Below are 20,937 nucleotides of genomic sequence, written 5' to 3'. Positions count from 1 at the left end.
TGTCCAAATCTCCAGAGGTCTGGTCCAGACAAGCCCCGTCACCTTCCCAGCGCGCGGCGCCGCGCTCACGCCCCTGCCGCACCGGAGCCCGCGCCGCCCGGCAGCGTCTGGGTGATCCGCCACAGACGGCGCGGCAGGTCGCCCTCCTCGAAGACGTGGACCTCGCGCAGTTCCCACCCCTCGGCCAGCGCGTCGACCAGGGGGCGGTCGAAGAAGTGCACCGCGAACCCGCCGTGCTCGAAGATGTCGTCGCCGTGGGCGGTGCCCGCCCCGTAGTGGGCGTCGCCGGTGTGCCGGACGGTGTAGACGAACGTGCCGCCGGGGCGCAGTACCCGCCGTACCTCGCCCACCAACTGGCGGATCTCCTGGGTCGACAGGGCCATGCACATCAGCATGTGGGCGAAGACCGCGTCCACGGAGCCGTCCGGCAGCGGCAGCGGGCGCCGCACATCGTGGACCATGACGCTCAGCGAGGACCCGAGGTACGACTCCTCGGCCCTTTCCGTCAGTTGTTTCAGCCCGGCCGGGCTGAAATCCGTGGCGCGGACGGTGAAGCCGCAGCCGGCGAAGTACAGGGCGTCGCGCCCGTGCCCGGCTCCGAGCTCCAGTACGTCCTTGGCGCCCGCCACGCGGAACACGGCGGCGGCATGGACAGCGGCGGCCGAGGGAGCCTCGCCGTACATCCCCGGATGCTCGGCGTACGTCCGCTGCCAGTGCTCGCGCTGCGCGTCGGCCGCGTCCCGGCCCTGCTCCGGCATCGTTGCTCCCTGGGGTCCACCGGCGCCCCGCACCGGGGCCGGGCTCAGCGTAGGACCCGGCCGCGGCCGGGTCCGGCTCAGCGCGCCCGTACCGGCCCGCGAACCCGCGGCGTCACTCCGAACGGCCCACGGCGGGCCGCATGGGGCGGCGTCCCGAAGGGTCAGTCCTCGTGGCCGAGTTGGAGGTCGCGTTCGGTACGCCCGCCTCCCGCGACCTGGAGCACGGTGGCGACCGGCGGGTAGCCCGCGGCGATCACCGTGTACTCGCCGGACGACAGGTCGATGAAGCGGAACAGGCCGTCGGGCCCCGTGGTGAGCGTGTCCACCACGTTGCCCCCGGCGTCGAGCAGCGTCACCCGCGCGTCCTCGACGGGCCGGCCGCCGGTCGCCCGTACGGTGCCGCGCAGCACCGCGCCGCCCGCCAGCTCGATGTCCTGCCGGGTCTCCCGAGAGGCCTGCACGCTCACCGGAAGGGCGGCGGGCCGGAACGCGGGCGCGCTCCCGGCCAGGGTGTACTCCCCCGCCACCAGTTCCGTGATGACGTAGCCGCCCTCACGCCCGCTGCGGGTCGAGGCGACGACCTCTCCGCGTACGTCGGTGAGCATGACGGCGGCGTCCCGCACCGGCGTGCCGTCCGCGGTGTGTACGGTCCCGGCGAGGCGGCCCGCGCCGCCGAGCACCACGTCGAGTTCGACGGGGCGTTCGCCGACGGTGACGGTGACGGCCTGCGGCTGGTGCCCGCCGGCCGCCGCGATCATCACGTACGACCCGGATCCGGCCGCGCTCAGCGCGTACCGTCCGTCGTCGCCGCTCGCACCGCGCCCGACCTGCCGCCCCGATACGTCGATGAGGGTGAGGGCGGCGCGCGGCACGACGCTGCCGTCGTGGTGCTGGACGGTGCCGCAGACGGGAACCCCCGGCGCACCGGGGGAGGCGGCGCGGGCCGCGGGGATGGCGGAGGGCGCGGCTGCGGGGGCGTTGTGGGACACCAGCGGTTTCTCCTTGAGGAAGCAGGCGATGAGCAGGCCGAGTACGAGCACCGGCACGAGGTAGAGGAAGATCCGCGGCATGGTCTCGGCGTACGCCGCGATGTAGGCGTCGCGCAGCGTGGGCTCCATGGCGTGCACGAGCTGCGGGGTGACCGCCGCGGGACCGGGGAGTCCGGCGTCCCCGGACAGGCGCTCGGACAGGCGCTCGGACAGCGCGTCGTCGAGCCGGTTCGCGAGGAGGGTGCCGAAGACGGCGGCGCCGACGCTGCCGCCTACCTGGCGAAAAAGGTTGTTGGCGCTGGTGGCGGCGCCAAGGTCGGCCGGTGGCACGGAGTTCTGGACGGCGAGGATGAGGACGGGCATGACGAGTCCGATGCCGACGCCGAGTACGGCCATCCAGATGCTGTAGTGCAGCCGCGAGGTGTCGGCCTCCAACCGGGACAGCAGCCACATGCCGAGCACCGAGCACGCGCTGCCGACGACCGGGTAGAGGCGGTAGCGACCGGTGCGGCTGATGAGGTGCCCCGAGACGATCGAGGCGACGACGACCCCGCCCGTCATCGGCAGCATCAGCAGCCCGGACTCCGTCGCGCCGGTGCCTTCGACCATCTGGAGGAACGCCGGCAGAAGGCTGACGGCGCCGAAGAGCGCGACGCCGACGACCGCGCCGACGAGGCTGGTGAGGGTGAAGACCGAGTCGCGGAACAGCCCCATCGGCATCAGCGGTTCGGGCACGTAGTGCTCGACGACGATGAACAGCAGAGTCGTTCCGGCAGCCCCGGCGGCGAGTCCGAGGATCACCCGCGAGTCCCACGCGTGCTGCGTACCGCCCCAACTGGTCAGCAGGAGCAGGCAGGTGGACGCGGCGGTGAGCAGCAGCGCGCCGAGTACGTCGAGTCGCCGCCGTACGCCGGGCTTCGGGAGCTTCAGTACGACAGCGATGACGGCCATGGTGAGCAGGCCGAACGGAACGTTGAGGTAGAAACACCAGCGCCAGGACGCGTGGTCGGTGAGGAAGCCGCCGAGCAGCGGTCCCGCCACCGGGGCGAGACCGAAGGCGGCGACAGTGAGGCCAATGAAGCGGCCGCGGTTCCTGGACGGCACGATGTCGGCGGTGATCGCCTGGACGCCGGCCACGATGCCGCCGGCGCCGAGGCCCTGGATCGCGCGGAAGGCGATGAGCTGGTCCATGGTGCGGGACCAGCCGGCCAGCGCGGAGCCGACGACGAAGACGGCGAGCGCGAACTGGAAGATGCCTTTACGGCCGAAGAGGTCACCCAGTTTCCCGTGGACCGGGAGGCTGATCGTGGCGGTGAGCAGGTAGGCGGTGGTCACCCACGGCATCCGGTCCAGGCCCTGGATTTCGCCGGCGATCTCCGGGAGGGCGGTGGCGACGATCACCTGCTCCAGCGCCGCGAGGAGCAGCGCGAGCATCAGCCCGCAGAACACCAGCCGGACGCGGCGCGGACTGAGAGGGCGGCCCTGTGGCCTTTGCCCCACCGGGAGTTCGGCCGGCGGTGGCGACGGCGGCCGGGCGTCGCCCGCCGAGTCCGTCGTCACCAGAGTGCTCCCGCCCACGTACTGCTCCCCTCGTCGCACTGCGCCGCCCTTTTCTCGCATTACGCGACAACTGGGAGCAAGCGGGGCGATCGAGGCGGGAGGCGTACGCGGGCGGCTTCACCCCCGGTGGGAGCCCTGCGGCGCACCACCGGCGCGCCGGGAAGACCACTCGAACCGGTGAGGGCTACTTCTCCACGTGAGCGGCGAGGTTGGCGAGCAGGGCGTCGTAGATCCGGCCGAGTCCCTTGGGCGCGAACGTCTTCTCGAAGAAGCCGCCGATGCCGCCGGCGCCGTTCCACACCGTACTGACGACGGCCTTCGACTTGCCCTCACCGGCCGGGGTGACGATCCAGGTGGTGACCATGGACGAGTTGCGGTCCTTCTCGACGAGCTGCCCGTCGGTCGGCTCGGTCACCTCGAGCAGGCAGTCACGGACGCGCTTGCTGGTGGCCTGGAGCTTCCAGTGGACGAGGGTGCCCTCGCCGTCGCCGCCCTCGCGCACCTCGTACTCGGAGAAGTGCTCGGGCAGGAGCTTCTCACGCGCGCCGCTGTAGTCGGCCAGCGTGTCGAACACCGTCTCCGCATCCGCCGCGATGATCCGCTCTGTGGTGGCCTCGACCTGCGCCATGCCTGTTCCTCCAGCACTTGGGTTTTCAAGGGTGCGGCTTACCCAACCACCTCCGGTACGGCCGCCCAAAATCGGGGTTGCACAAAGGAAGGGGCTGCGACATAAAGGGAACGCATGTTCTATTCTGTGGTCAGTGCTACCGAGGAGGCGCACATGCGCTGGAACAATCTGGCCGAAAACCCCGCCACCACCGGGGAGGCCGCGCTCTTCGGAACGGACGCGGTGACCACCCGCACCTTCGACACCCCCGAGTTCCGGGGGATCACCTTCCACGAGGTGCGCGCCCGTTCGATCGTGAACCGGGTGCCGGGCGCGTCACGCATGCCGTTCGAATGGACGGTCAATCCGTACCGGGGCTGCACGCACGCGTGCGTCTACTGCTTCGCACGCAAGACCCACACCTATCTGGACCTCGACACCGGGCTGGACTTCGACTCGCAGATCATCGTCAAGATCAACGCGCCGGAGCTGCTGCGCGGCCGGCTCGCCTCCAGCCGCTGGCAGGGCGCGCACATCGCGATGGGCACGAACGTCGACTGCTACCAGCGGGCCGAGGGCCGCTACCGCCTCATGCCCGGCATCATCGCCGCCCTGCGCGACCACGCGAACCCCTTCTCGATCCTGACCAAGGGCACGCTCATCCTGCGCGACCTCGACCTGCTGGTGCAGGCCGCCGAGGTGACCGACATCGGCATCTCCGTCTCGGTCGGCTTCACCGACCCGGAGCTGTGGCGCACGGTCGAGCCGGGCACCCCCTCCCCCGAGCGCCGCCTGGACGTCGTACGGACGCTCACGGACCACGGCATCGGCTGCGGCGTGCTGATGGCCCCCGTCATCCCCTTCCTCGGAGACTCCCCCGACGAGCTGCGCGCCACCGTCCGGGCGATCGCCGCCTCGGGCGCGACCTCGGTCACCCCACTCGTGCTGCACCTGCGGCCGGGCGCGCGCGAATGGTTCATGGCGTGGCTCGGGAAGCACCATCCCCATCTGGTGCGGCGGTACGAGCGGCTGTACGCCGAAGTGGCGTACGCACCCAAGTGGTACCAGCGCCGGATCACCCGTCAGGTGCACGAGCTCGCGACGGAGTTCGGCATAGGCCCGTCGGGCCCGGGCGCGCGCCGACGCGTTCCTGCGGCCGCGGAACCGGAACCTCCTGGCCCCACGCAACTCACTCTGCTCTGACGCCACGCCAGTTATAAAACGTTCATATCATCTCCTTCCGGGCCCCTTTCCGGCACGATGCGGCGGGGGCTGTGTCACTCACAGCCACATTCCCCCAGCACGGGAGGCTCAGTGAAGAAACGCGCAGGAGTTCTGTTCGCCGTCGGAGCGACGGCGGCCGGACTGGTCACGGCCGTACCACCCGCGGTCTCGGCGGACGCCGGGGCCACTTCCGCCGCGGCGGGCAGCACGCTCACATGGACCGGCTGCGGCACCAAGAAATATCCGAAGCTCCAGTGTTCGTCGGTCGAGGTGCCCCTGAACCACGCCGATCCGCGCGGCAGGAAGATCACCCTCGCGCTGTCGCGCGTACGGCACACCGCCAAGAAATTCCAGGGACCGCTGCTCGTCAATCCGGGCGGCCCCGGCGGCAGCGGCCTGTCACTGGCCGGTTTCGTGGCCGGAGCGCTGCCGAAGAAGGTGGCGGCGCAGTACGACGTCATCGGCTTCGATCCACGCGGCGTGGGCGCGAGCACACCGGCCCTCGACTGCCGGCCCGGCCACTCCTCGCCCGTACGCCCGGATTCCGTACCGCGCGGCGAGCAGGACGAGCGGGCCAACCTCCGCCGGGCGCAGGCGTTCGCCAAGGCGTGCGGCGACAAGTACGGCGATGTGCTGCCGCACATCAACACCGTGAGCGCCGCCCGGGACCTGGACGTCGTCCGCCGGGCGCTCGGCGCGCGGCAGATCAGCTACTTCGGCTACTCGTACGGCACCTACCTCGGCGCCGTGTACGCGAAGCTCCATCCGCAGCGGGTGCGGCGGCTCGCCCTGGACAGCGTCGTCGACCCGACGGGCACCTGGTACCACAACAACATCGCGCAGAACTACGCGTTCGACGCGCGGCACAAGGCGTTCGCCGCCTGGGTCGCCAAGTACGACGCGACGTACGGGCTCGGCAGCGATCCGGCGGAGGTCGAGGCCAAGTGGTATGGGATGCGCGAGGCGCTGCGCAAGCGCCCCGCGGACAAGAAGGTCGGCCCGGCCGAGCTGGAGGACACGTACCTGTCCGGCGGCTACTTCAACGGCTACTGGCCCCACCTCGCCGAGGCGTTCGCGGCGTACGTGAACGAGAAGGACGCGCTGCCGCTGGTCGGGGCGTACAAGAACTTCGGTGCGACCGGCGTCGGCGACAACGGCTACAGCATCTATACCTCGGTGCTGTGCCGGGACGCCTCGTGGCCGCGCGACTGGGGCACCTGGCGCGAGGACAACTGGGACGTGCACGAGAAGGCACCCTTCTCGACCTGGAACAACGCCTGGTACAACGCGCCGTGCGCCTTCTGGCCCACCCGGTCGCTGAATCCGCCGGACGTCACGAACGACAAGCTGCCGCCGGTGCTCCTGCTCCAGGCGACGGAGGACGCCGCCACGCCGTACGGCGGCGGGGTCACCCTGCACCGGATGCTGTCCCGCTCGGCGCTCGTGGTCGAGGAAGGCGGCGGCAACCACGGCATCGCACTGACCGGAAACGCCTGCCTGAACCGGCATCTGGCGGACTATCTGGCGACCGGCAAGGTGCCGCGCGGTTCCGGCAGCGGTGACGCGGACGCGGTCTGCGACGCGTTGCCCGACCCGAAGCCGCTGCCGCCCGAGAGGGCGGCGATCCCGACCGAGGGCAGCACCCTGCACGGACTGCTCGGCTTCCGCGCCTGACCTACGGGCCGGGGGGCAGGTCGGACAGCAGCAGGGCCGTGCTGTCCGCGGCCAGTTGCTCGGCATGTGCGGGGAGGCTCTCTCCGCCCCGCACATGCCGGCGTACCAGCGCGAGGGGCAGGTCGACGAGCGCGAGGGAGAGGCGCTCCGCCTCGACGCCCCCGGTCACTCCGAGGGCCGGGCCGAGCGCGGAGATGGCCGCGAAGACCCGGCGATTGCCCTCGTCCGCGCGGGCGAGCTGCTCTCGCGGCCACTGGCTCCTGTTGAACGCCTCGGGGCCGTGCAGCAGGCGCCGTGCCCGAGACGCGTTACTTCAGGCGGCTGAGCGCGGCGGACGCGGCGGCGACCAGCCGCGGGTGACCCAGCGCCGCTTCGAGCACCGGCCGGGCCCGCGCGTCCCGCAGTTGCCCCAGGCCCTCGACGCAGGCGAGCGCCACCCGCCAGTGGGGGTTCGCCGGGGCGAGCAGCCCGCGCAGCGTGGTGATCAGCGCCGGTACGGTCTCGGGCGCCCGGAGCTCGGTGAGCAGCCGCACCGGATGCAGCGCGTACGCGGTACGCAGCGAGTTCGTGGCCAGCGCGGCCGCCGCGCGGGCGGTACGCGGGTCACCGAGGCGCGCCAGCGCGTATGCGGCGGCGGCGCACCGCTGCGGATCCCGGTGGTTGAGGAGCAGCACCAGCGTCTCGAAGGCCCTGCGGTCGCCGGCGCATCCCAGCCGGAAGGCGGCCATCTCGCGGGCCCACAGCGGGCGCTGCGTCTCGGTGAGCACCCTGGCCAGTTCGTCCGGGTCGTCGGTGGCGAGCAGCCGCTCGTACGCCGCGGCACCACCCGGCCCGGACCGGGCCTCACTCCGTACCCGGTCGGCGAGCGACCGCAGCTCCTCGTCCATGGCGCAAGCGTATGCAGCGCACAGGCGTCCTAGATCACATCCCGCCAGGTCTGGCGCGCTCGTTACTCGCCGGTTACTCTCAAGTGAGCGGGCCACCCCCCGCTGAATGATCACCTCATGGCGGCCTGGTGACGCAGCCGCCCCGAGTGTTCTGTCGGTTCGGTGTTTTCTTCCGCGACGTGACTCCGGGACAGAGTCCGTCGGCCCCGCAGCTCGACCGCTCCGCGCGTTCCGCGCAACCTCCGCACGCAACTCCCTTGCGCCGTGCGCCCCTTGGCGTACCCCGGCGCGGTGCGTGTGCCCCTCAGTCGTCACTCATCTCCTGGAGTCCCGTGATGGACACCCCTCTCAGTACCGTCGCCGTGGTCGGACTCGGCACCATGGGCACCGGCATCGCCGAGATCCTGGCCCGCGCCGGCCGTGAAGTGATCGGCATCGACATCAGCGAGGAGGCCGCCCGGCTGGCCGTCTCCTCGCTCGAAGCCTCCACCGCACGAGCCGTGGAGCGCGGGCGGATCACCGACGAGGAGCGGCGTGACGCCCTCGCCCGTTTCCGTACGTTCAGCGACCTCCAGGCCGCCGCGGACGCCGATCTCGTGATCGAGGTCGTGCATGAGTCGTACGAGGCCAAGCAGCAGGTCTTCCGCGCGCTCGACGCCATCGTGCGCCCCACGACGGTCCTGGCGACCGGCACGAACGCGCTGTCCGTGACCCGCCTCGCCGCCGACTCCGCGCACCCCGAGCGCGTCCTCGGGATGCACTTCTTCAACCCGGCGCCCGCGATGAAACTGGTCGAGATCGTCTCCTCGGTGCTCACCGCCCCGCAGGCCGTCGAAGCCGTCACCGCGCTCGCCCGCGACCTGGGCAAGGAGCCGGTCGCGGTCGGTGACCGGCCCGGTTTCGTAGCCGACGGGCTCCTCTTCGGCTACCTCAACCAGGCCGCCGCGATGTACGAGGCGAAGTACGCCTCCCGCGAGGACATCGACGCCGCGATGAAGCTCGGCTGCGGCCTGCCGATGGGTCCGCTCGCCCTGCTGGACCTGATCGGCATCGACACGGCCCGTACCGTCCTGGACGCGATGTACGCCGAGTCCCACGACCGGCTGCACGCCCCCGCCCCCATCCTCAAGCAGCTCAGTGAGGCGGGGCTGCGCGGCCGCAAGTCGGGGCGCGGCTTCTACACGTACGAGGCGGCCGGCAGCCAGACCGTGGTGCGTGACGCGCTCACCCCGCTGGAGTCCGCGGGCGTCACGCCCGGCCGGCCGGTGCGGTCGGTGGGAGTCGCCGGGTCCGGGACCATGGCGTCCGGTATCGCCGAGGTCTTCGCGAAGGCCGGTTACGAGGTGGTGCTCGCGGCCCGCAGCCAGGAGAAGGCGGACAAGGCGAAGGCCCGTATCGCCAAGTCCCTTTCGCGCTCTGTCGACAAGGGCCGGATGACGGCCGAGGCGCGCGACGAGACGCTGGACCGGGTTACTCCGGCGGGCTCGCTCGACGCGTTCTTCGACGTCGATCTGGCGGTGGAGGCGGTCGCGGAGGACCTGGAGGTCAAGCAGCAGCTCTTCGCGACGCTCGACAAGGTCTGCAAGCCGGGCGCGGTGCTCGCCACGACCACGTCCTCGCTGCCCGTCGTCGCCTGCGCCCGCGCGACCTCGCGCCCGCAGGACGTCATCGGGATGCACTTCTTCAACCCGGCGCCCGCGATGAAGCTGGTCGAGGTCGTCCGCACCGTCCTCACCTCCGACGCGGTCCAGGCGACCGTCCGCGAGGTGTGCGTGAAGATCCGCAAGCACCCGGTGGACTGCGGCGACCGGGCCGGGTTCATCGTGAACGCGCTCCTTTTCCCGTACCTCAACAACGCGGTCAAGATGGTCGAGCAGCACTACGCGACGCTGAACGACATCGACGCCGCGATGAAGCTGGGCGGCGGGTACCCGATGGGCCCCTTCGAGCTCCTCGACGTCGTGGGCCTGGACGTCTCCCTCGCCATCCAGAAGGTGCTGCACGGCGAGTTCCGCGATCCGGGCCTGGCCCCGGCCCCGCTGCTCGAACACCTGGTGGCGGCGGGGTGCCTCGGCCGCAAGACGGGGCGCGGCTTCCGGGAGTATGCCGGGCGCTGAGCAGGAGGGTGTGACCGGATGGGGCGGACTGCTGGAGCCGGCCGGCAGCCCGCACCCACAGGCGCGCTCTCCTGCGCGGATGCAGTACGTTCGGGGCATGTCCCAGCCCGCTGACTCCCCCCGCCGACCGTCACGTGTGAACCCCGCTTCCGACGCGCCCGAGAGCGCCGCGGGCAGCCGGGCGGCTGCCCAGCGGCTCAAGATGCGCCGGGAACTGTCGGCCGCGGCGATGGAGCTGTTCGCGACGAAGGGGTACGAGGCGACGACCGTCGACGAGATCGCCGCCGCGGGCGGGGTGGCCCGGCGGACCTTCTTCCGGCACTTCCGTTCCAAGGAAGAGGCGATCTTCCCGGACCACGACGACACGCTCGTGCGCGCGGAGGCGGTGCTCAACGCGGCGTCCCCGCACGAGCACCCGCTGGACACGGTCTGCCGGGGCATCAAGGAAGTCATGCGGATGTACGCGGCGTCCCCCGCGGTCTCCGTGGCCCGCTACAAGCTCACCCGCGAGGTCCCGACGCTCCGCGAGGCGGAGATCGCCTCGGTGGCCCGCTACGAGCGGCTGTTCACGCGCTATCTGCTGGGCCACTTCGACGAGCACGACCAGCACGACGGCAACGACGACCCGCTGCTGGCGGAGGTGGCGGCGTCGGCCGTGGTGACGGCACACAACCACGTACTGCGGCGCTGGCTGCGGGCGGGCGGCCAGGGCGACGTGGAGGCGCAGCTTGACCACGCGTTCTCGATCGTCCGCGACACCTTCGGCACGGGCATCGGCGCGGGGCGCTCCACGTCCGGGGAGCGCCGGAAGCCCGAGCAGTCGCCTTCCGCCTCGGCCTCGGTGAGCGGCGACGTGCTGGTGACCGTGGCCCGTACCGACGCGCCTCTGGACGAGGTCATGCGCACGATCGAACGCGCACTCAAGCAGAGCTGAACAGGCCGCGTTCCGCGCCGGCCGAAGACGCCGTCCGCCCCCGGATTTCCGGGAGGCGGGCGGCGTCTGCGCGTGCTCTCATGGAGCCATTCGATCGATCATCGCTCATGTGTGACGGCGAGGTGACAAGTGAGAGAAATTGTTGGCACTCAGTGTCTTGTCACGTGGCACGGGGTGTCATACGTTGATGTTGTCCGGGCGGCCGGCGTGCAGTGATCTTTCGTACGCCGGCTGTCCCCGCAAACCCACGTGTTTGTGCGCCCGGGCGCCTGCGTCACAGGCAACCTCCCGCGCTACCCGCGCTGCCGAACACCCGCACCACCGCCGAACCGACGGCACACCTCCACAGCAGCACCCCGACGTTCCCCTCAAAGCGTTCCCCTCAGAACGCATCCCCGAGCTCTCGGCTTCGCTCGAGCAGGGGAGACCCCATCCGCCGGAGGCACCCCGTGAAGGAAATCCTGGACGCGATCCAGTCGCAGGACAGTACGGCCGCAGACATCGCCGCCCTGTCCATCCCCGAGTCGTACCGCGCGGTGACCGTGCACAAGGACGAGGCCGAGATGTTCACCGGCGTCGCCAGCCGCGACAAGGACCCGCGCAAGTCCCTGCACGTCGAGGACGTGCCAGTGCCCGAGCTCGGGCCGGGCGAGGCCCTGGTGGCGGTCATGGCCAGCTCGGTGAACTACAACTCCGTCTGGACCTCGATCTTCGAGCCGGTCTCGACCTTCGGGTTCCTGGAGCGGTACGGCAGGCTCAGCGACCTCAGCAAGCGCCACGACCTCCCGTACCACGTCATCGGCTCGGACCTCGCGGGCGTCGTCCTGCGCACCGGCCCCGGCGTGAACGCCTGGAAGCCCGGTGACGAGGTCGTCGCGCACTGCCTGTCCGTCGAGCTGGAGTCGTCCGACGGCCACAACGACACGATGCTCGACCCCGAGCAGCGCATCTGGGGCTTCGAGACCAACTTCGGCGGCCTCGCCGAGATCGCGCTCGTGAAGTCCAACCAGCTGATGCCCAAGCCCGATCACCTGAGCTGGGAGGAGGCGGCGGCCCCCGGCCTGGTCAACTCCACCGCGTACCGCCAGCTCGTCTCGCGCAACGGCGCCGGCATGAAGCAGGGCGACAACGTGCTGATCTGGGGCGCGAGCGGCGGACTCGGTTCGTACGCCACCCAGTTCGCGCTCGCCGGTGGCGCCAACCCGATCTGTGTCGTCTCCAGCGACCAGAAGGCGGACATCTGCCGGTCCATGGGCGCCGAGGCGATCATCGACCGCAACGCCGAGGGCTACAAGTTCTGGAAGGACGAGCACACCCAGGACCCCAAGGAGTGGAAGCGCTTCGGCAAGCGCATCCGTGAACTCACCGGCGGCGAGGACATCGACATCGTCTTCGAGCACCCCGGCCGCGAGACCTTCGGCGCGTCCGTCTACGTCACCCGCAAGGGCGGCACGATCACCACCTGCGCCTCGACCTCGGGCTACATGCACGAGTACGACAACCGCTACCTGTGGATGTCGCTGAAGCGGATCATCGGCTCGCACTTCGCCAACTACCGCGAGGCGTGGGAGGCCAACCGGCTGATCGCCAAGGGCAAGATCCACCCGACGCTGTCCAAGGTGTACTCGCTGGAGGACACCGGCCAGGCCGCGTACGACGTCCACCGCAACCTCCACCAGGGCAAGGTCGGCGTCCTGGCGCTGGCGCCCCGCGAGGGAATGGGCGTCCGCAACCACGAGCTGCGCGAGCAGCACATCGACGCGATCAACCGCTTCAGGAACATCTGATGAGTGAGCGTCGGAAGGACCGGCCCTGGCTCATGCGGACGTACGCCGGTCACTCGACCGCCGAGGCGTCCAACGAGCTGTACCGCAACAACCTCGCCAAGGGCCAGACCGGCCTGTCGGTCGCGTTCGACCTTCCGACGCAGACCGGCTACGACCCCGACCACATCCTCGCCCGCGGCGAGGTCGGCCGGGTCGGGGTCCCGGTCTCCCATCTCGGTGACATGCGACGGCTGTTCCAGGACATCCCCCTGGAGCAGATGAACACCTCCATGACCATCAACGCCACGGCCATGTGGCTGCTGGCGATGTACCAGGTGGTCGCGGAGGAGCAGGGCGCCGACATCACCAAGCTCCAGGGGACGACGCAGAACGACATCGTCAAGGAGTACCTGTCGCGGGGTACGCACGTCTTCCCGCCGGTGCCGAGCCTGCGCCTGACGACGGACATGATCACCTACACGGTGAACCACATCCCCAAGTGGAACCCGATCAACATCTGCAGCTACCACCTCCAGGAGGCCGGCGCCACGCCGGTCCAGGAGATCGCGTACGCCATGAGCACGGCGATCGCCGTACTCGACGCCGTACGGGACAGCGGGCAGGTGGAGCCGGAGAAGTTCGGGGACGTGGTCGCCCGTATCTCCTTCTTCGTGAACGCGGGCGTCCGCTTCGTCGAGGAGATGTGCAAGATGCGCGCCTTCGGCCGCATCTGGGACAAGGTCACCCGCGAGCGGTACGGCATCGAGAACGAGAAGCAGCGCCGCTTCCGCTACGGCGTGCAGGTCAACTCGCTGGGTCTGACCGAGGCGCAGCCGGAGAACAACGTCCAGCGCATCGTCCTGGAGATGCTGGCCGTCACGCTCTCCAAGGACGCCCGCGCCCGCGCCGTGCAGCTCCCCGCCTGGAACGAGGCGCTGGGCCTGCCCCGGCCCTGGGACCAGCAGTGGTCGCTGCGGATCCAGCAGGTCCTCGCCCTGGAGAGCGACCTGCTGGAGTACGAGGACATCTTCGCGGGGTCGCACGTCATCGAGGCAAAGGTCGAGGCGCTGATCGCCGATTCCTTCGCCGAGATGGACCGCATCGCGGAGATGGGCGGCGCGATGGCCGCCGTCGAGTCCGGTTACCTCAAGTCGCAGCTGGTCTCGTCGCACGCGGAGCGGCGCGCCCGCATCGAGTCGGGCGAGGAGAAGATCGTCGGCGTCAACTGCTACGAATCGACGGCGCCCAGCCCGCTCACCGCGGACCTGGACGGCGCGATCATGACGGTCGACCCGGCCAACGAGGCACGCGTCGTCGCCAAGCTCCACGAGTGGCGCGACAACCGCGACGAGGCCCGCGCCTCCGAGGCCCTGGCGGCCCTCAAGAAGGCCGCGGCGGGCACCGAGAACCTGATGGGCCCCACCGTCGAGTGCGCCCGCGCGGGCGTCACCACCGGCGAGTGGTCCTGGGCACTGCGGGATGTCTTCGGCGAGTTCCGCGCGCCGACGGGCGTGAGCAGCGCACCGGTCGCGGTCACCGCGGAGGCGGGCACCCCGCTCGCCGTCGTACGGGAGAAGGTGGCCCGTACGGCGGAGGACCTCGGCTCGGGGCGGCTGCGCCTGCTGGTCGGCAAGCCCGGCCTTGACGGGCACTCCAACGGCGCCGAGCAGATCGCCGTACGCGCGCGCGACGCGGGCTTCGAGGTGGTCTACCAGGGCATCAGGCTGACGCCCGAGCAGATCGTGAGCGCCGCGCTCGCGGAGGACGTGCACTGCGTCGGCCTGTCGATCCTGTCCGGCTCGCACGCCGAGCTGGTGCCGGATGTTCTCGTACGCCTGCGGGAGGCCGGGGCCGCCGACATTCCGGTGATCGCGGGCGGAATCATTCCGCCGGCGGACGCCGCCGCGCTGCGTGCTGCCGGAGTGGCCGCAGTTTTCACCCCTAAGGACTTCGGTATCACGGAGATCATCGGCCGTATCGTCGACGAGATCCGGAAAGCGAACAAGCTCGACCCTCTGGAGGTCCCCGCATGACCGTCAACCGCCTGCGCCCGCGCCGCTCCTGCCTGGCCGTTCCCGGCTCGAACCCGCGCTTCCTGGAGAAGGCCCAGGGCCTGCCGGCCGACCAGGTCTTCCTGGACCTGGAGGACGCGTGCGCGCCGCTCGCCAAGCCGGAGGCCCGGCACACCATCGTGAAGTTCCTCAACGAGGGTGACTGGACGGGCAAGACCAGGGTCGTGCGCGTCAACGACTGGACCACCGAGTGGACGTACCGCGATGTCGTCACGGTGGTGGAGGGCGCGGGTCAGAACCTCGACTGCATCATGCTGCCGAAGGTCCAGGACGCGCAGCAGGTCGTGGCGCTGGACCTGCTGCTGACACAGATCGAGAAGACGATGGGCTTCGAGGTCGGCAAGATCGGCGTCGAGGCGCAGATCGAGAACGCCAAGGGCCTGGTGAACGTCGACGCGATCGCGGCCGCCTCGCCGCGCGTCGAGACGATCATCTTCGGCCCGGCCGACTTCATGGCGTCGATCAACATGAAGTCGCTGGTCGTCGGCGAGCAGCCGCCCGGCTACCCGGCGGACGCCTACCACTACATCCTGATGCGCATCCTGATGGCGGCCCGTACGCACAACCTCCAGGCCATCGACGGTCCCTACCTCCAGATCCGCAACCAGGAGGGCTACCGCGCGGTCGCGCAGCGCGCCGCCGCCCTCGGTTTCGACGGCAAGTGGGTGCTGCACCCGGACCAGGTCGCCGCCGCGAACGAGATCTTCTCGCCGTCGCAGGAGGACTTCGACCACGCGGAGCTGATCCTCGACGCGTACGAGTACTACACCTCCGAGGCGGGCGGCAAGAAGGGCTCCGCGATGCTCGGTGACGAGATGATCGACGAGGCGAGCCGCAAGATGGCGCTGGTGATCTCCGGCAAGGGACGCGCGGCGGGCATGCGGCGCACCTCCAAGTTCGAAGCGCCGGAGGCCTGATCATGCAGTTCGGACGCACTTTCGAGGAGTTCGAGGTCGGCGCCGTCTACAAGCACTGGCCCGGAAAGACGGTCACGGAGTACGACGACCATCTCTTCTGCCTGCTGACCATGAACCACCACCCGCTGCACATGGACAGCAACTACGCCGAGAAGACGACCGACTTCGGTAAGAACGTCGTCGTCGGCAACTACATCTACTCGCTGCTGCTCGGCATGTCGGTGCCGGACGTGTCCGGGAAGGCCATCGCCAACCTGGAGGTCGAGTCGCTCAAGCACATCGCGCCGACCTTCCACGGCGACACGATCTACGGCGAGACGACCGTCCTCGACAAGACGCCGTCGAAGTCCAAGAGCGACCGCGGCATCGTCTACGTCGAGACGAAGGGCTACAAGCAGGACGGCACCGTCGTCTGCGTGTTCCGGCGCAAGGTGATGGTTCCGACCGAGACGTACATCAAGGAGCGCGGCGGCGAGCAGCCGGGCCGCCCACAGCCGAAGACGCAGGAGAAGTAGCCATGGCCCGTCTCGCCCAGACCGCCGGTCTGACCGACATCCAGCAGGAAATCCTGGCCACCGTCAGGAACTTCGTCGACAAGGAGATCATCCCTGTCGCGACCGAGCTGGAGCACCGCGACGAGTACCCGACGGAGATCGTCGAGGGCCTCAAGGAGCTCGGGCTCTTCGGGCTGATGATCCCCGAGGAGTACGGGGGCCTGGGTGAGTCGCTTCTCACATACGCGCTGTGTGTCGAGGAGATAGCTCGTGGCTGGATGAGCGTCTCCGGGATCATCAACACCCACTTCATCGTGGCGTACATGCTCAAGCAGCACGGCACGCAGGAGCAGAAGGACACGTTCCTGCCGCGCATGGCGCTGGGCGAGGTGCGGGGCGCGTTCTCGATGTCGGAGCCGGCGCTCGGCTCGGACGTGTCGGCCATCACGTCGAAGGGCGTGAAGGACGGCGACGAGTACGTCCTCAACGGCCAGAAGATGTGGCTGACGAACGGCGGCTCGTCCACCCTCGTAGCGGTCCTGTGCCGCAGTGACGAGGGTCTCCCCGAGGGCACGGCCCCGCACAAGCAGATGACGACCTTCCTGGTGGAGAAGGAACCGGGCTTCGGCGAGGTCCGGCCCGGCCTGACCATCCCCGGAAAGATCGACAAGATGGGCTACAAGGGTGTCGACACCACCGAGCTCATCATGGACGGACTGCGCATTCCGGCCAATCGTGTACTCGGCGGGACGACCGGCCGAGGGTTTTACCAAATGATGGACGGCGTCGAGGTCGGCCGCGTCAATGTGGCCGCGCGTGGTTGCGGTGTCGCGCAGCGTGCGTTCGAGCTGGGTGTCTCGTATGCCCAGCAACGTCACACTTTCGGAAAGCCGATCGCTCAGCACCAGGCCATTCAGTTCAAGCTGGCCGAGATGGCTACCAAGGTCGAGGCCGCGCATGCGATGATGGTGAACGCAGCACGCAAAAAGGACTCCGGGGAACGAAACGACCTAGAGGCAGGGATGGCGAAGTACCTCGCCTCCGAGTACTGCAAGGAAGTCGTCGAGGACGCCTTCCGTATCCATGGCGGCTACGGGTTCTCGAAGGAGTACGAGATCGAGCGTCTCTACCGTGAGGCGCCGATGCTGCTCATCGGCGAAGGTACCGCCGAGATCCAGAAAATGATCATCGGTCGACGACTCCTCGAAGAGTACCGGTTGCAGGGCTGATTGCCCATTTCGCGGTGAAATGACCGCGAAAAGATCACACCCTGTCATCGGCTTCAGGCCGCCGACTCGGCTTCTGGCTTGCCCAGTTGCGCCCCGCAACCGCTACCATCGCCGGTAAGCCGCCGTCCCCCTGTTGCCAGCGCGGCATCATCCGCTACGAAGGTCATCCATGCCCCACAGCCAAACCTCTGCACCACGCGACGGCCTCCTCAAGGGACGCCTTGCTCGCGGAGCATCGCCGTGGCTTCTGCCGACCGTCGCCACTGCGGCGCTCAGCCTCGCCCGGGCCCGCAAGTCCGGCCGCTGGGCCGCCGTCGCCGTGCCCACCACCGCGCTCGCGGCGGGCATGCTGTGGTTCTTCCGCGACCCCGAGCGCGAGATCACTCAGGGCCGGGTCATCTCCCCGGCCGACGGAGTGGTGCAGAGCATCATGCCGTGGAAGGACGGACGTACCCGCGTCGCGATCTTCATGAGCCCGCTGAACGTCCACGTCAACCGTGCCCCCCTCGCGGGCACGGTGACGTCGGTCGAGCACATCCCCGGCGGGTTCGTCCCGGCGTTCAACAAGGAGAGCGAGAACAACGAGCGCGTTGTCTGGCACTTCGACACCGAGCTCGGTGACATCGAGATGATCCAGATCGCCGGCGCCGTCGCACGCCGCATCGTCCCGTACGTGCCGCAGGGCACGAAGGTCGAGCAGGGCGAGCGCATCGGCCTCATCCGCTTCGGCTCGCGCGTCGACATCTACCTTCCGGAGGGTGTCGAGGTCGATGTCGAGGTCGGCCAGGTCACCACAGCGGGGGTGACTCGAATTGACCGTGACTGATCCTGAGACACAGGCCGGCTGGGTGCCGGAGGCCGAGGACGAGAACACCGACGCCGAGGACATGCCGCTCTCTCTGCGGCTGTCAATAGCGGACACTCTCACCCTCGGCAACGCGACCTGCGGATTCATGGCGGTGTACTTCACCACCACGGGAATCCTCATCCCGCACCTCCAGGGCAGCGCGGAGACCGGCATGGCGCGGCACAGCGCCGCGACCGCCGTGATCCTGATGCTCCTCGCGGCGATCTTCGACCTCTGCGACGGGCTCGTGGCGCGCAAGCTCCGCAGCTCGCCCATGGGCGCCGAGCTGGACAACCTCTCCGACCTGATCAGCTTCGGGCTCGCCCCGGCCTACTTCGTGCTCGTGTACGGCATGGTCGCGGACGACGCCCACCAGCGGGTCTCCGCACTGGCGGCGATCGTGGTGCTGCTGGCGGTGGTCCTGCGGCTGGCCAGATTCTCCTGTGTGACGGTGAAGGACGGCATGTTCCAGGGCATGCCGAGCCCCTTCGGCGCGCTGACGGTCGTCTCGATCGTGCTGCTGGAGCTCCCCTTCATCCCCACGCTGCTCGCCATCATCGGCGTCGCGTGGCTGATGGTCAGCCGTGTCGAGTACCCGAAGCCGCGGGGTGTCCTCGCGGTGGCCATGCTCGCCTGGATCGTGGGCGCGATGGGGCTGCTGGCGGCCTGGGCGTTCGACGCTCCGGGCGGCCAGGTCCTGCTGGCGACCGGCTGCGCGCTCCAGGTCGTCATGGGCGCGGTCATCCCGCTCTTCGCGACGGCGCGGCGCGTGCACACGTTCCGCGACAACCGGCGCGAGGCGCGCGCGGCGCAGCTACCGTAGGCGTTTGACCGTACGTACGACCGAGGGCCCCGGGACAATCCCCGGGGCCCTCGGTCGTTTCGTCGTGTGGAGCCTGTCAGCGGGTGGCTCTCAGCCGCCCACGGTGAAGCTCTTGGCCGCCTCCGACATCTCCGCCTCGCGCACGACCTTCATGCCGCCGGTCACGTTCTTGTCCGGCCGCAGGATGACCGTCTCGCGCGCAGCGCGATGGCCGCGTTCTGTTCGTCCAGCAGTACGACCGTGCAGGCCGGCCCGCTGCCCGGCGCGGTCGGCCAGTACGGGGAACACCTCGTGGACCCGGCGCAGCGCGGCGGCCCGCGCCGCGCGCTTGCCGGTGGAGCCGAGGGCGCCCGCGCGCAGGTTGTCGGCGACGGTCATGCGCGCGAACACCTGGCACCCTTCCGGGACCTGGCACAGCCCGGCGGCGACCACCCGGTCGGGCGACAGCGTGCGGGAGATGGCGCGCAGGAGCGTGGACTTGCCCGCTCCGTTGCTCCCCAGTACGGCGACCACGGACCCTTCGGGCAGCGTGAGCGACACGTGTCGCAGCGCCCGCACGGGTCCGTATCCCGCCGACAGATCCCGTACTTCCAATGCGGCGCCGGACATGGCACCCCTTCCTCGGGCCGTTCGGTGGCGCTCACCTCAGCATCGGCGGGGCCCGCCGTCCACGGGTGGCGGCGTAAGCGCTGCCGGTGACCAGCCACACCCGCGACTGGTTGTGCACGCGCACAACACCGCGTGTCAGGGGGCTGTCACGGGGGCCCGGCCCGTGACACGCTCCGGCCATGAGTGGCCGCAGAGCACGGACGGGGCACGACTGGGCGGTGCTGACCGAGGCATGTACGGCGCTGCTCGACCGGCTGCCGGACCTGGTGGACCAGCACCTGCGCGAATTGCACGCGCACTCGCCGCTGTACACGCGGGTCCTGTCGCAGGACCAGCACTGGCAGGAGACCGAGAAGGCGATGCGGATCGGCATCGAGGCGATCTCCGCGCCGAAGTCGCAGCCGCGCCGCGATCTGGAGTACGCGGAGTGGACCGGCAGGCGGCGGGCCCAACAGGGCTTTCCGCTGGAGTTGCTGGTGCACTCCTACCGGCAGGCGGGCTACCTGATCTGGGACGCGCTCCTTGAGGGCGCGGAGGGCGGCGGTCCGGAGAAGCTGGCGGTACTGATGCGGGCGGCGACGACGGTGTTCGCGGCGGTGGACGCGGAGACGGCGACCGCGTCGGAGGCGTACCGCGCGACCGAGGCCGAGCTGCGCCACCGTACGGACGAACGGCTCCAGGCCCTGCTCGACGCCCTGCTGGAGGGCAAGGACTCACCGGGCCTCGCGGCTCGCGCGGCGGCCGGTCTCGACCTGCCGGAGCAGGGGCGGTACGCGGTGGTGGTGCTGCGGCTGGAGCGACGGGACGGGCGCGAGCCCTTCCACCGGCGCATCCAGGGCGCCGGGATGCGGTTCATCTGGCGGATGCGTACGGACTGCGAGGTCGGGGTCGTCTCGCTGGGCGAGGACACGACGCCGGCCGCCCTGTCGGAGCTGCTCGCCGCGCGCTGTCCGGGGCCCGGCGGCATCAGTCCGGTGGTGGAAGGCCTCGCGGCTCTGGGCCGGGCCCGGCGGCTGGCGGACCTGGCCCTGCGGACCTGCGCGCCGGACGCCACGGGGATCGTACGGCTCGACGAGCGGATGCCGACGGCGTTCGTGGTGAGCCAGCCGGAGCTGGCGGAGCGGCTGGTGGCGGACGTGTTCGGCAACCTGATGGGGCTGGACCCGGCGGACCGGGTGGTGCTGCTGGAGACGCTGGACGCGTGGCTGTCCTGCGAGGGGTCGGCGGGGCGGACGGCGGGGCGGCTCTACTGCCACCGCAACACGGTGTTCAACCGGCTGCGCCGACTTGAACAGCTGACGTCCCGTTCGCTGTCCCGGCCGCGCGATCTGATCGAGATGACGCTGGCTCTTGACGCGTTCCGGCTGTCCGGCGCGTGATGTGTGGTGTGTGGTGTGGCAGCTCGACCGCACCACATTGGGTGAAGCATT

The 20,937-nt window shown here is 70.0% G+C and carries 17 protein-coding genes and 1 pseudogene; 12 read left to right on the top strand and 6 right to left on the bottom strand.

Annotation, left to right across the window (positions count from 1 at the left end; all coding sequences use genetic code 11):
* Positions 1 to 65 precede the first annotated feature (65 nt).
* The 3 genes from G412_RS0116125 to G412_RS0116115 all read right to left on the bottom strand — a co-directional run bounded on the left by G412_RS0116125 (position 66) and on the right by G412_RS0116115 (position 3,935).
* A complete protein-coding gene (locus tag G412_RS0116125; RefSeq protein ID WP_028812987.1) occupies positions 66 to 758 on the bottom strand; it encodes a class I SAM-dependent methyltransferase in 693 nt (230 codons plus the stop codon).
* A 161-nt stretch (positions 759 to 919) separates the two neighbouring features.
* Positions 920 to 3,325 (bottom strand): MFS transporter, encoded by a 2,406-nt coding sequence (locus tag G412_RS0116120; protein WP_028812986.1) that lies wholly within the window; start codon positions 3,323 to 3,325, stop codon positions 920 to 922.
* Positions 3,326 to 3,491: 166 nt separating this feature from the next.
* A complete protein-coding gene (locus G412_RS0116115) occupies positions 3,492 to 3,935 on the bottom strand; it encodes an SRPBCC family protein (RefSeq protein WP_028812985.1) in 444 nt (147 codons plus the stop codon).
* 153 nt (positions 3,936 to 4,088) lie between these two features.
* Here G412_RS0116115 and G412_RS0116110 point away from each other — a divergent pair, with 153 nt between their 5' ends.
* Together G412_RS0116110 and G412_RS0116105 are read left to right on the top strand one after the other, a co-directional pair.
* Positions 4,089 to 5,117, top strand: coding sequence for an Rv2578c family radical SAM protein (locus G412_RS0116110; RefSeq protein WP_028812984.1), 1,029 nt, complete (start codon positions 4,089 to 4,091; stop codon positions 5,115 to 5,117).
* Between the two features lie 111 nt (positions 5,118 to 5,228).
* Positions 5,229 to 6,812: an alpha/beta hydrolase gene (locus G412_RS0116105; RefSeq protein WP_028812983.1), complete on the top strand. Its 1,584-nt coding sequence runs from the start codon at positions 5,229 to 5,231 to the stop codon at positions 6,810 to 6,812.
* 1 nt (position 6,813) lies between these two features.
* Here the strand turns inward: G412_RS0116105 and G412_RS39685 are convergent, their stop codons facing one another.
* Entirely contained in the window at positions 6,814 to 6,981 is a 168-nt protein-coding gene (locus G412_RS39685) for a hypothetical protein (RefSeq protein WP_157839109.1), read from the bottom strand.
* Positions 6,982 to 7,120: 139 nt separating this feature from the next.
* The gene (locus G412_RS0116095) at positions 7,121 to 7,699 is read right to left on the bottom strand and encodes an adenylosuccinate lyase (RefSeq protein WP_028812982.1); all 579 of its coding nucleotides are present in this window, start codon (positions 7,697 to 7,699) and stop codon (positions 7,121 to 7,123) included.
* Positions 7,700 to 8,034: 335 nt separating this feature from the next.
* On the opposite strand from G412_RS0116095, the gene G412_RS0116090 reads away from it, so the two are divergent.
* The 9 genes from G412_RS0116090 (at position 8,035) to pssA (ending at position 18,898) form a co-directional block, all read left to right on the top strand.
* The gene (locus G412_RS0116090; RefSeq protein ID WP_028812981.1) at positions 8,035 to 9,816 is read left to right on the top strand and encodes a 3-hydroxyacyl-CoA dehydrogenase family protein; all 1,782 of its coding nucleotides are present in this window, start codon (positions 8,035 to 8,037) and stop codon (positions 9,814 to 9,816) included.
* Between the two features lie 97 nt (positions 9,817 to 9,913).
* Positions 9,914 to 10,750 (top strand): TetR family transcriptional regulator, encoded by an 837-nt coding sequence (locus G412_RS0116085; RefSeq protein WP_028812980.1) that lies wholly within the window; start codon positions 9,914 to 9,916, stop codon positions 10,748 to 10,750.
* Between the two features lie 449 nt (positions 10,751 to 11,199).
* Positions 11,200 to 12,537 carry a crotonyl-CoA carboxylase/reductase gene (gene ccrA, locus G412_RS0116080; protein ID WP_028812979.1) on the top strand — a complete coding sequence of 446 codons (1,338 nt, stop codon included), beginning with the start codon at positions 11,200 to 11,202 and terminating at the stop codon, positions 12,535 to 12,537.
* A complete protein-coding gene (locus G412_RS0116075) occupies positions 12,537 to 14,549 on the top strand; it encodes a protein meaA (protein WP_028812978.1) in 2,013 nt (670 codons plus the stop codon). The genes ccrA and G412_RS0116075 overlap by 1 nt, the downstream gene beginning before the upstream one ends.
* On the top strand, positions 14,546 to 15,505 hold the full coding sequence (locus G412_RS0116070; RefSeq protein ID WP_028812977.1) for an HpcH/HpaI aldolase/citrate lyase family protein: 960 nt from the start codon (positions 14,546 to 14,548) through the stop codon (positions 15,503 to 15,505). Before G412_RS0116075 ends, G412_RS0116070 begins: the two co-directional genes overlap by 4 nt.
* A 2-nt stretch (positions 15,506 to 15,507) precedes the next feature.
* The gene (locus G412_RS0116065; RefSeq protein WP_028812976.1) at positions 15,508 to 16,020 is read left to right on the top strand and encodes a MaoC family dehydratase; all 513 of its coding nucleotides are present in this window, start codon (positions 15,508 to 15,510) and stop codon (positions 16,018 to 16,020) included.
* A 2-nt stretch (positions 16,021 to 16,022) separates the two neighbouring features.
* Entirely contained in the window at positions 16,023 to 17,228 is a 1,206-nt protein-coding gene (locus tag G412_RS0116060) for an acyl-CoA dehydrogenase family protein (protein WP_028812975.1), read from the top strand.
* Positions 17,229 to 17,397: 169 nt separating this feature from the next.
* Entirely contained in the window at positions 17,398 to 18,054 is a 657-nt protein-coding gene (locus tag G412_RS0116055) for a phosphatidylserine decarboxylase (RefSeq protein WP_028812974.1), read from the top strand.
* Positions 18,041 to 18,898, top strand: a complete 858-nt coding sequence (pssA, locus tag G412_RS0116050; RefSeq protein ID WP_244283022.1) for a CDP-diacylglycerol--serine O-phosphatidyltransferase — start codon at positions 18,041 to 18,043, stop codon at positions 18,896 to 18,898. Before G412_RS0116055 ends, pssA begins: the two co-directional genes overlap by 14 nt.
* Before the next feature lie 243 nt (positions 18,899 to 19,141).
* Here pssA and G412_RS41430 read toward each other — a convergent pair.
* A pseudogene (locus tag G412_RS41430) lies at positions 19,142 to 19,507 on the bottom strand (ATP-binding cassette domain-containing protein); the annotation flags it as partial.
* Between the two features lie 179 nt (positions 19,508 to 19,686).
* Between G412_RS41430 and G412_RS0116040 the strand changes: the two are divergent.
* Positions 19,687 to 20,886, top strand: coding sequence for a PucR family transcriptional regulator (locus G412_RS0116040; protein WP_028812972.1), 1,200 nt, complete (start codon positions 19,687 to 19,689; stop codon positions 20,884 to 20,886).
* Positions 20,887 to 20,937: the final 51 nt, after the last annotated feature.

It is taken from the genome of Streptomyces flavidovirens DSM 40150 (genome assembly GCF_000429085.1).
Classification (GTDB): Bacteria; Actinomycetota; Actinomycetes; order Streptomycetales; family Streptomycetaceae; genus Streptomyces; species Streptomyces flavidovirens.
This window is presented reverse-complemented; position numbering and strand designations above follow the sequence as displayed.

Excerpts from the sequence above, each read along its gene's own strand:
- G412_RS0116125 (WP_028812987.1), bottom strand. The coding sequence starts at position 758 with ATGCCGGAGCAGGGCCGGGACGCGGCCGACGCGCAGCGCGAGCACTGG.
- G412_RS0116115 (WP_028812985.1), bottom strand. The coding sequence starts at position 3,935 with ATGGCGCAGGTCGAGGCCACCACAGAGCGGATCATCGCGGCGGATGCG.
- G412_RS0116110 (WP_028812984.1), top strand. The coding sequence starts at position 4,089 with ATGCGCTGGAACAATCTGGCCGAAAACCCCGCCACCACCGGGGAGGCC.
- G412_RS0116095 (WP_028812982.1), bottom strand. The coding sequence starts at position 7,699 with ATGGACGAGGAGCTGCGGTCGCTCGCCGACCGGGTACGGAGTGAGGCC.
- G412_RS0116090 (WP_028812981.1), top strand. The coding sequence starts at position 8,035 with ATGGACACCCCTCTCAGTACCGTCGCCGTGGTCGGACTCGGCACCATG.
- G412_RS0116085 (WP_028812980.1), top strand. The coding sequence starts at position 9,914 with ATGTCCCAGCCCGCTGACTCCCCCCGCCGACCGTCACGTGTGAACCCC.
- G412_RS0116075 (WP_028812978.1), top strand. The coding sequence starts at position 12,537 with ATGAGTGAGCGTCGGAAGGACCGGCCCTGGCTCATGCGGACGTACGCC.
- G412_RS0116070 (WP_028812977.1), top strand. The coding sequence starts at position 14,546 with ATGACCGTCAACCGCCTGCGCCCGCGCCGCTCCTGCCTGGCCGTTCCC.
- G412_RS0116065 (WP_028812976.1), top strand. The coding sequence starts at position 15,508 with ATGCAGTTCGGACGCACTTTCGAGGAGTTCGAGGTCGGCGCCGTCTAC.
- G412_RS0116060 (WP_028812975.1), top strand. The coding sequence starts at position 16,023 with ATGGCCCGTCTCGCCCAGACCGCCGGTCTGACCGACATCCAGCAGGAA.
- G412_RS0116055 (WP_028812974.1), top strand. The coding sequence starts at position 17,398 with ATGCCCCACAGCCAAACCTCTGCACCACGCGACGGCCTCCTCAAGGGA.
- G412_RS0116040 (WP_028812972.1), top strand. The coding sequence starts at position 19,687 with ATGAGTGGCCGCAGAGCACGGACGGGGCACGACTGGGCGGTGCTGACC.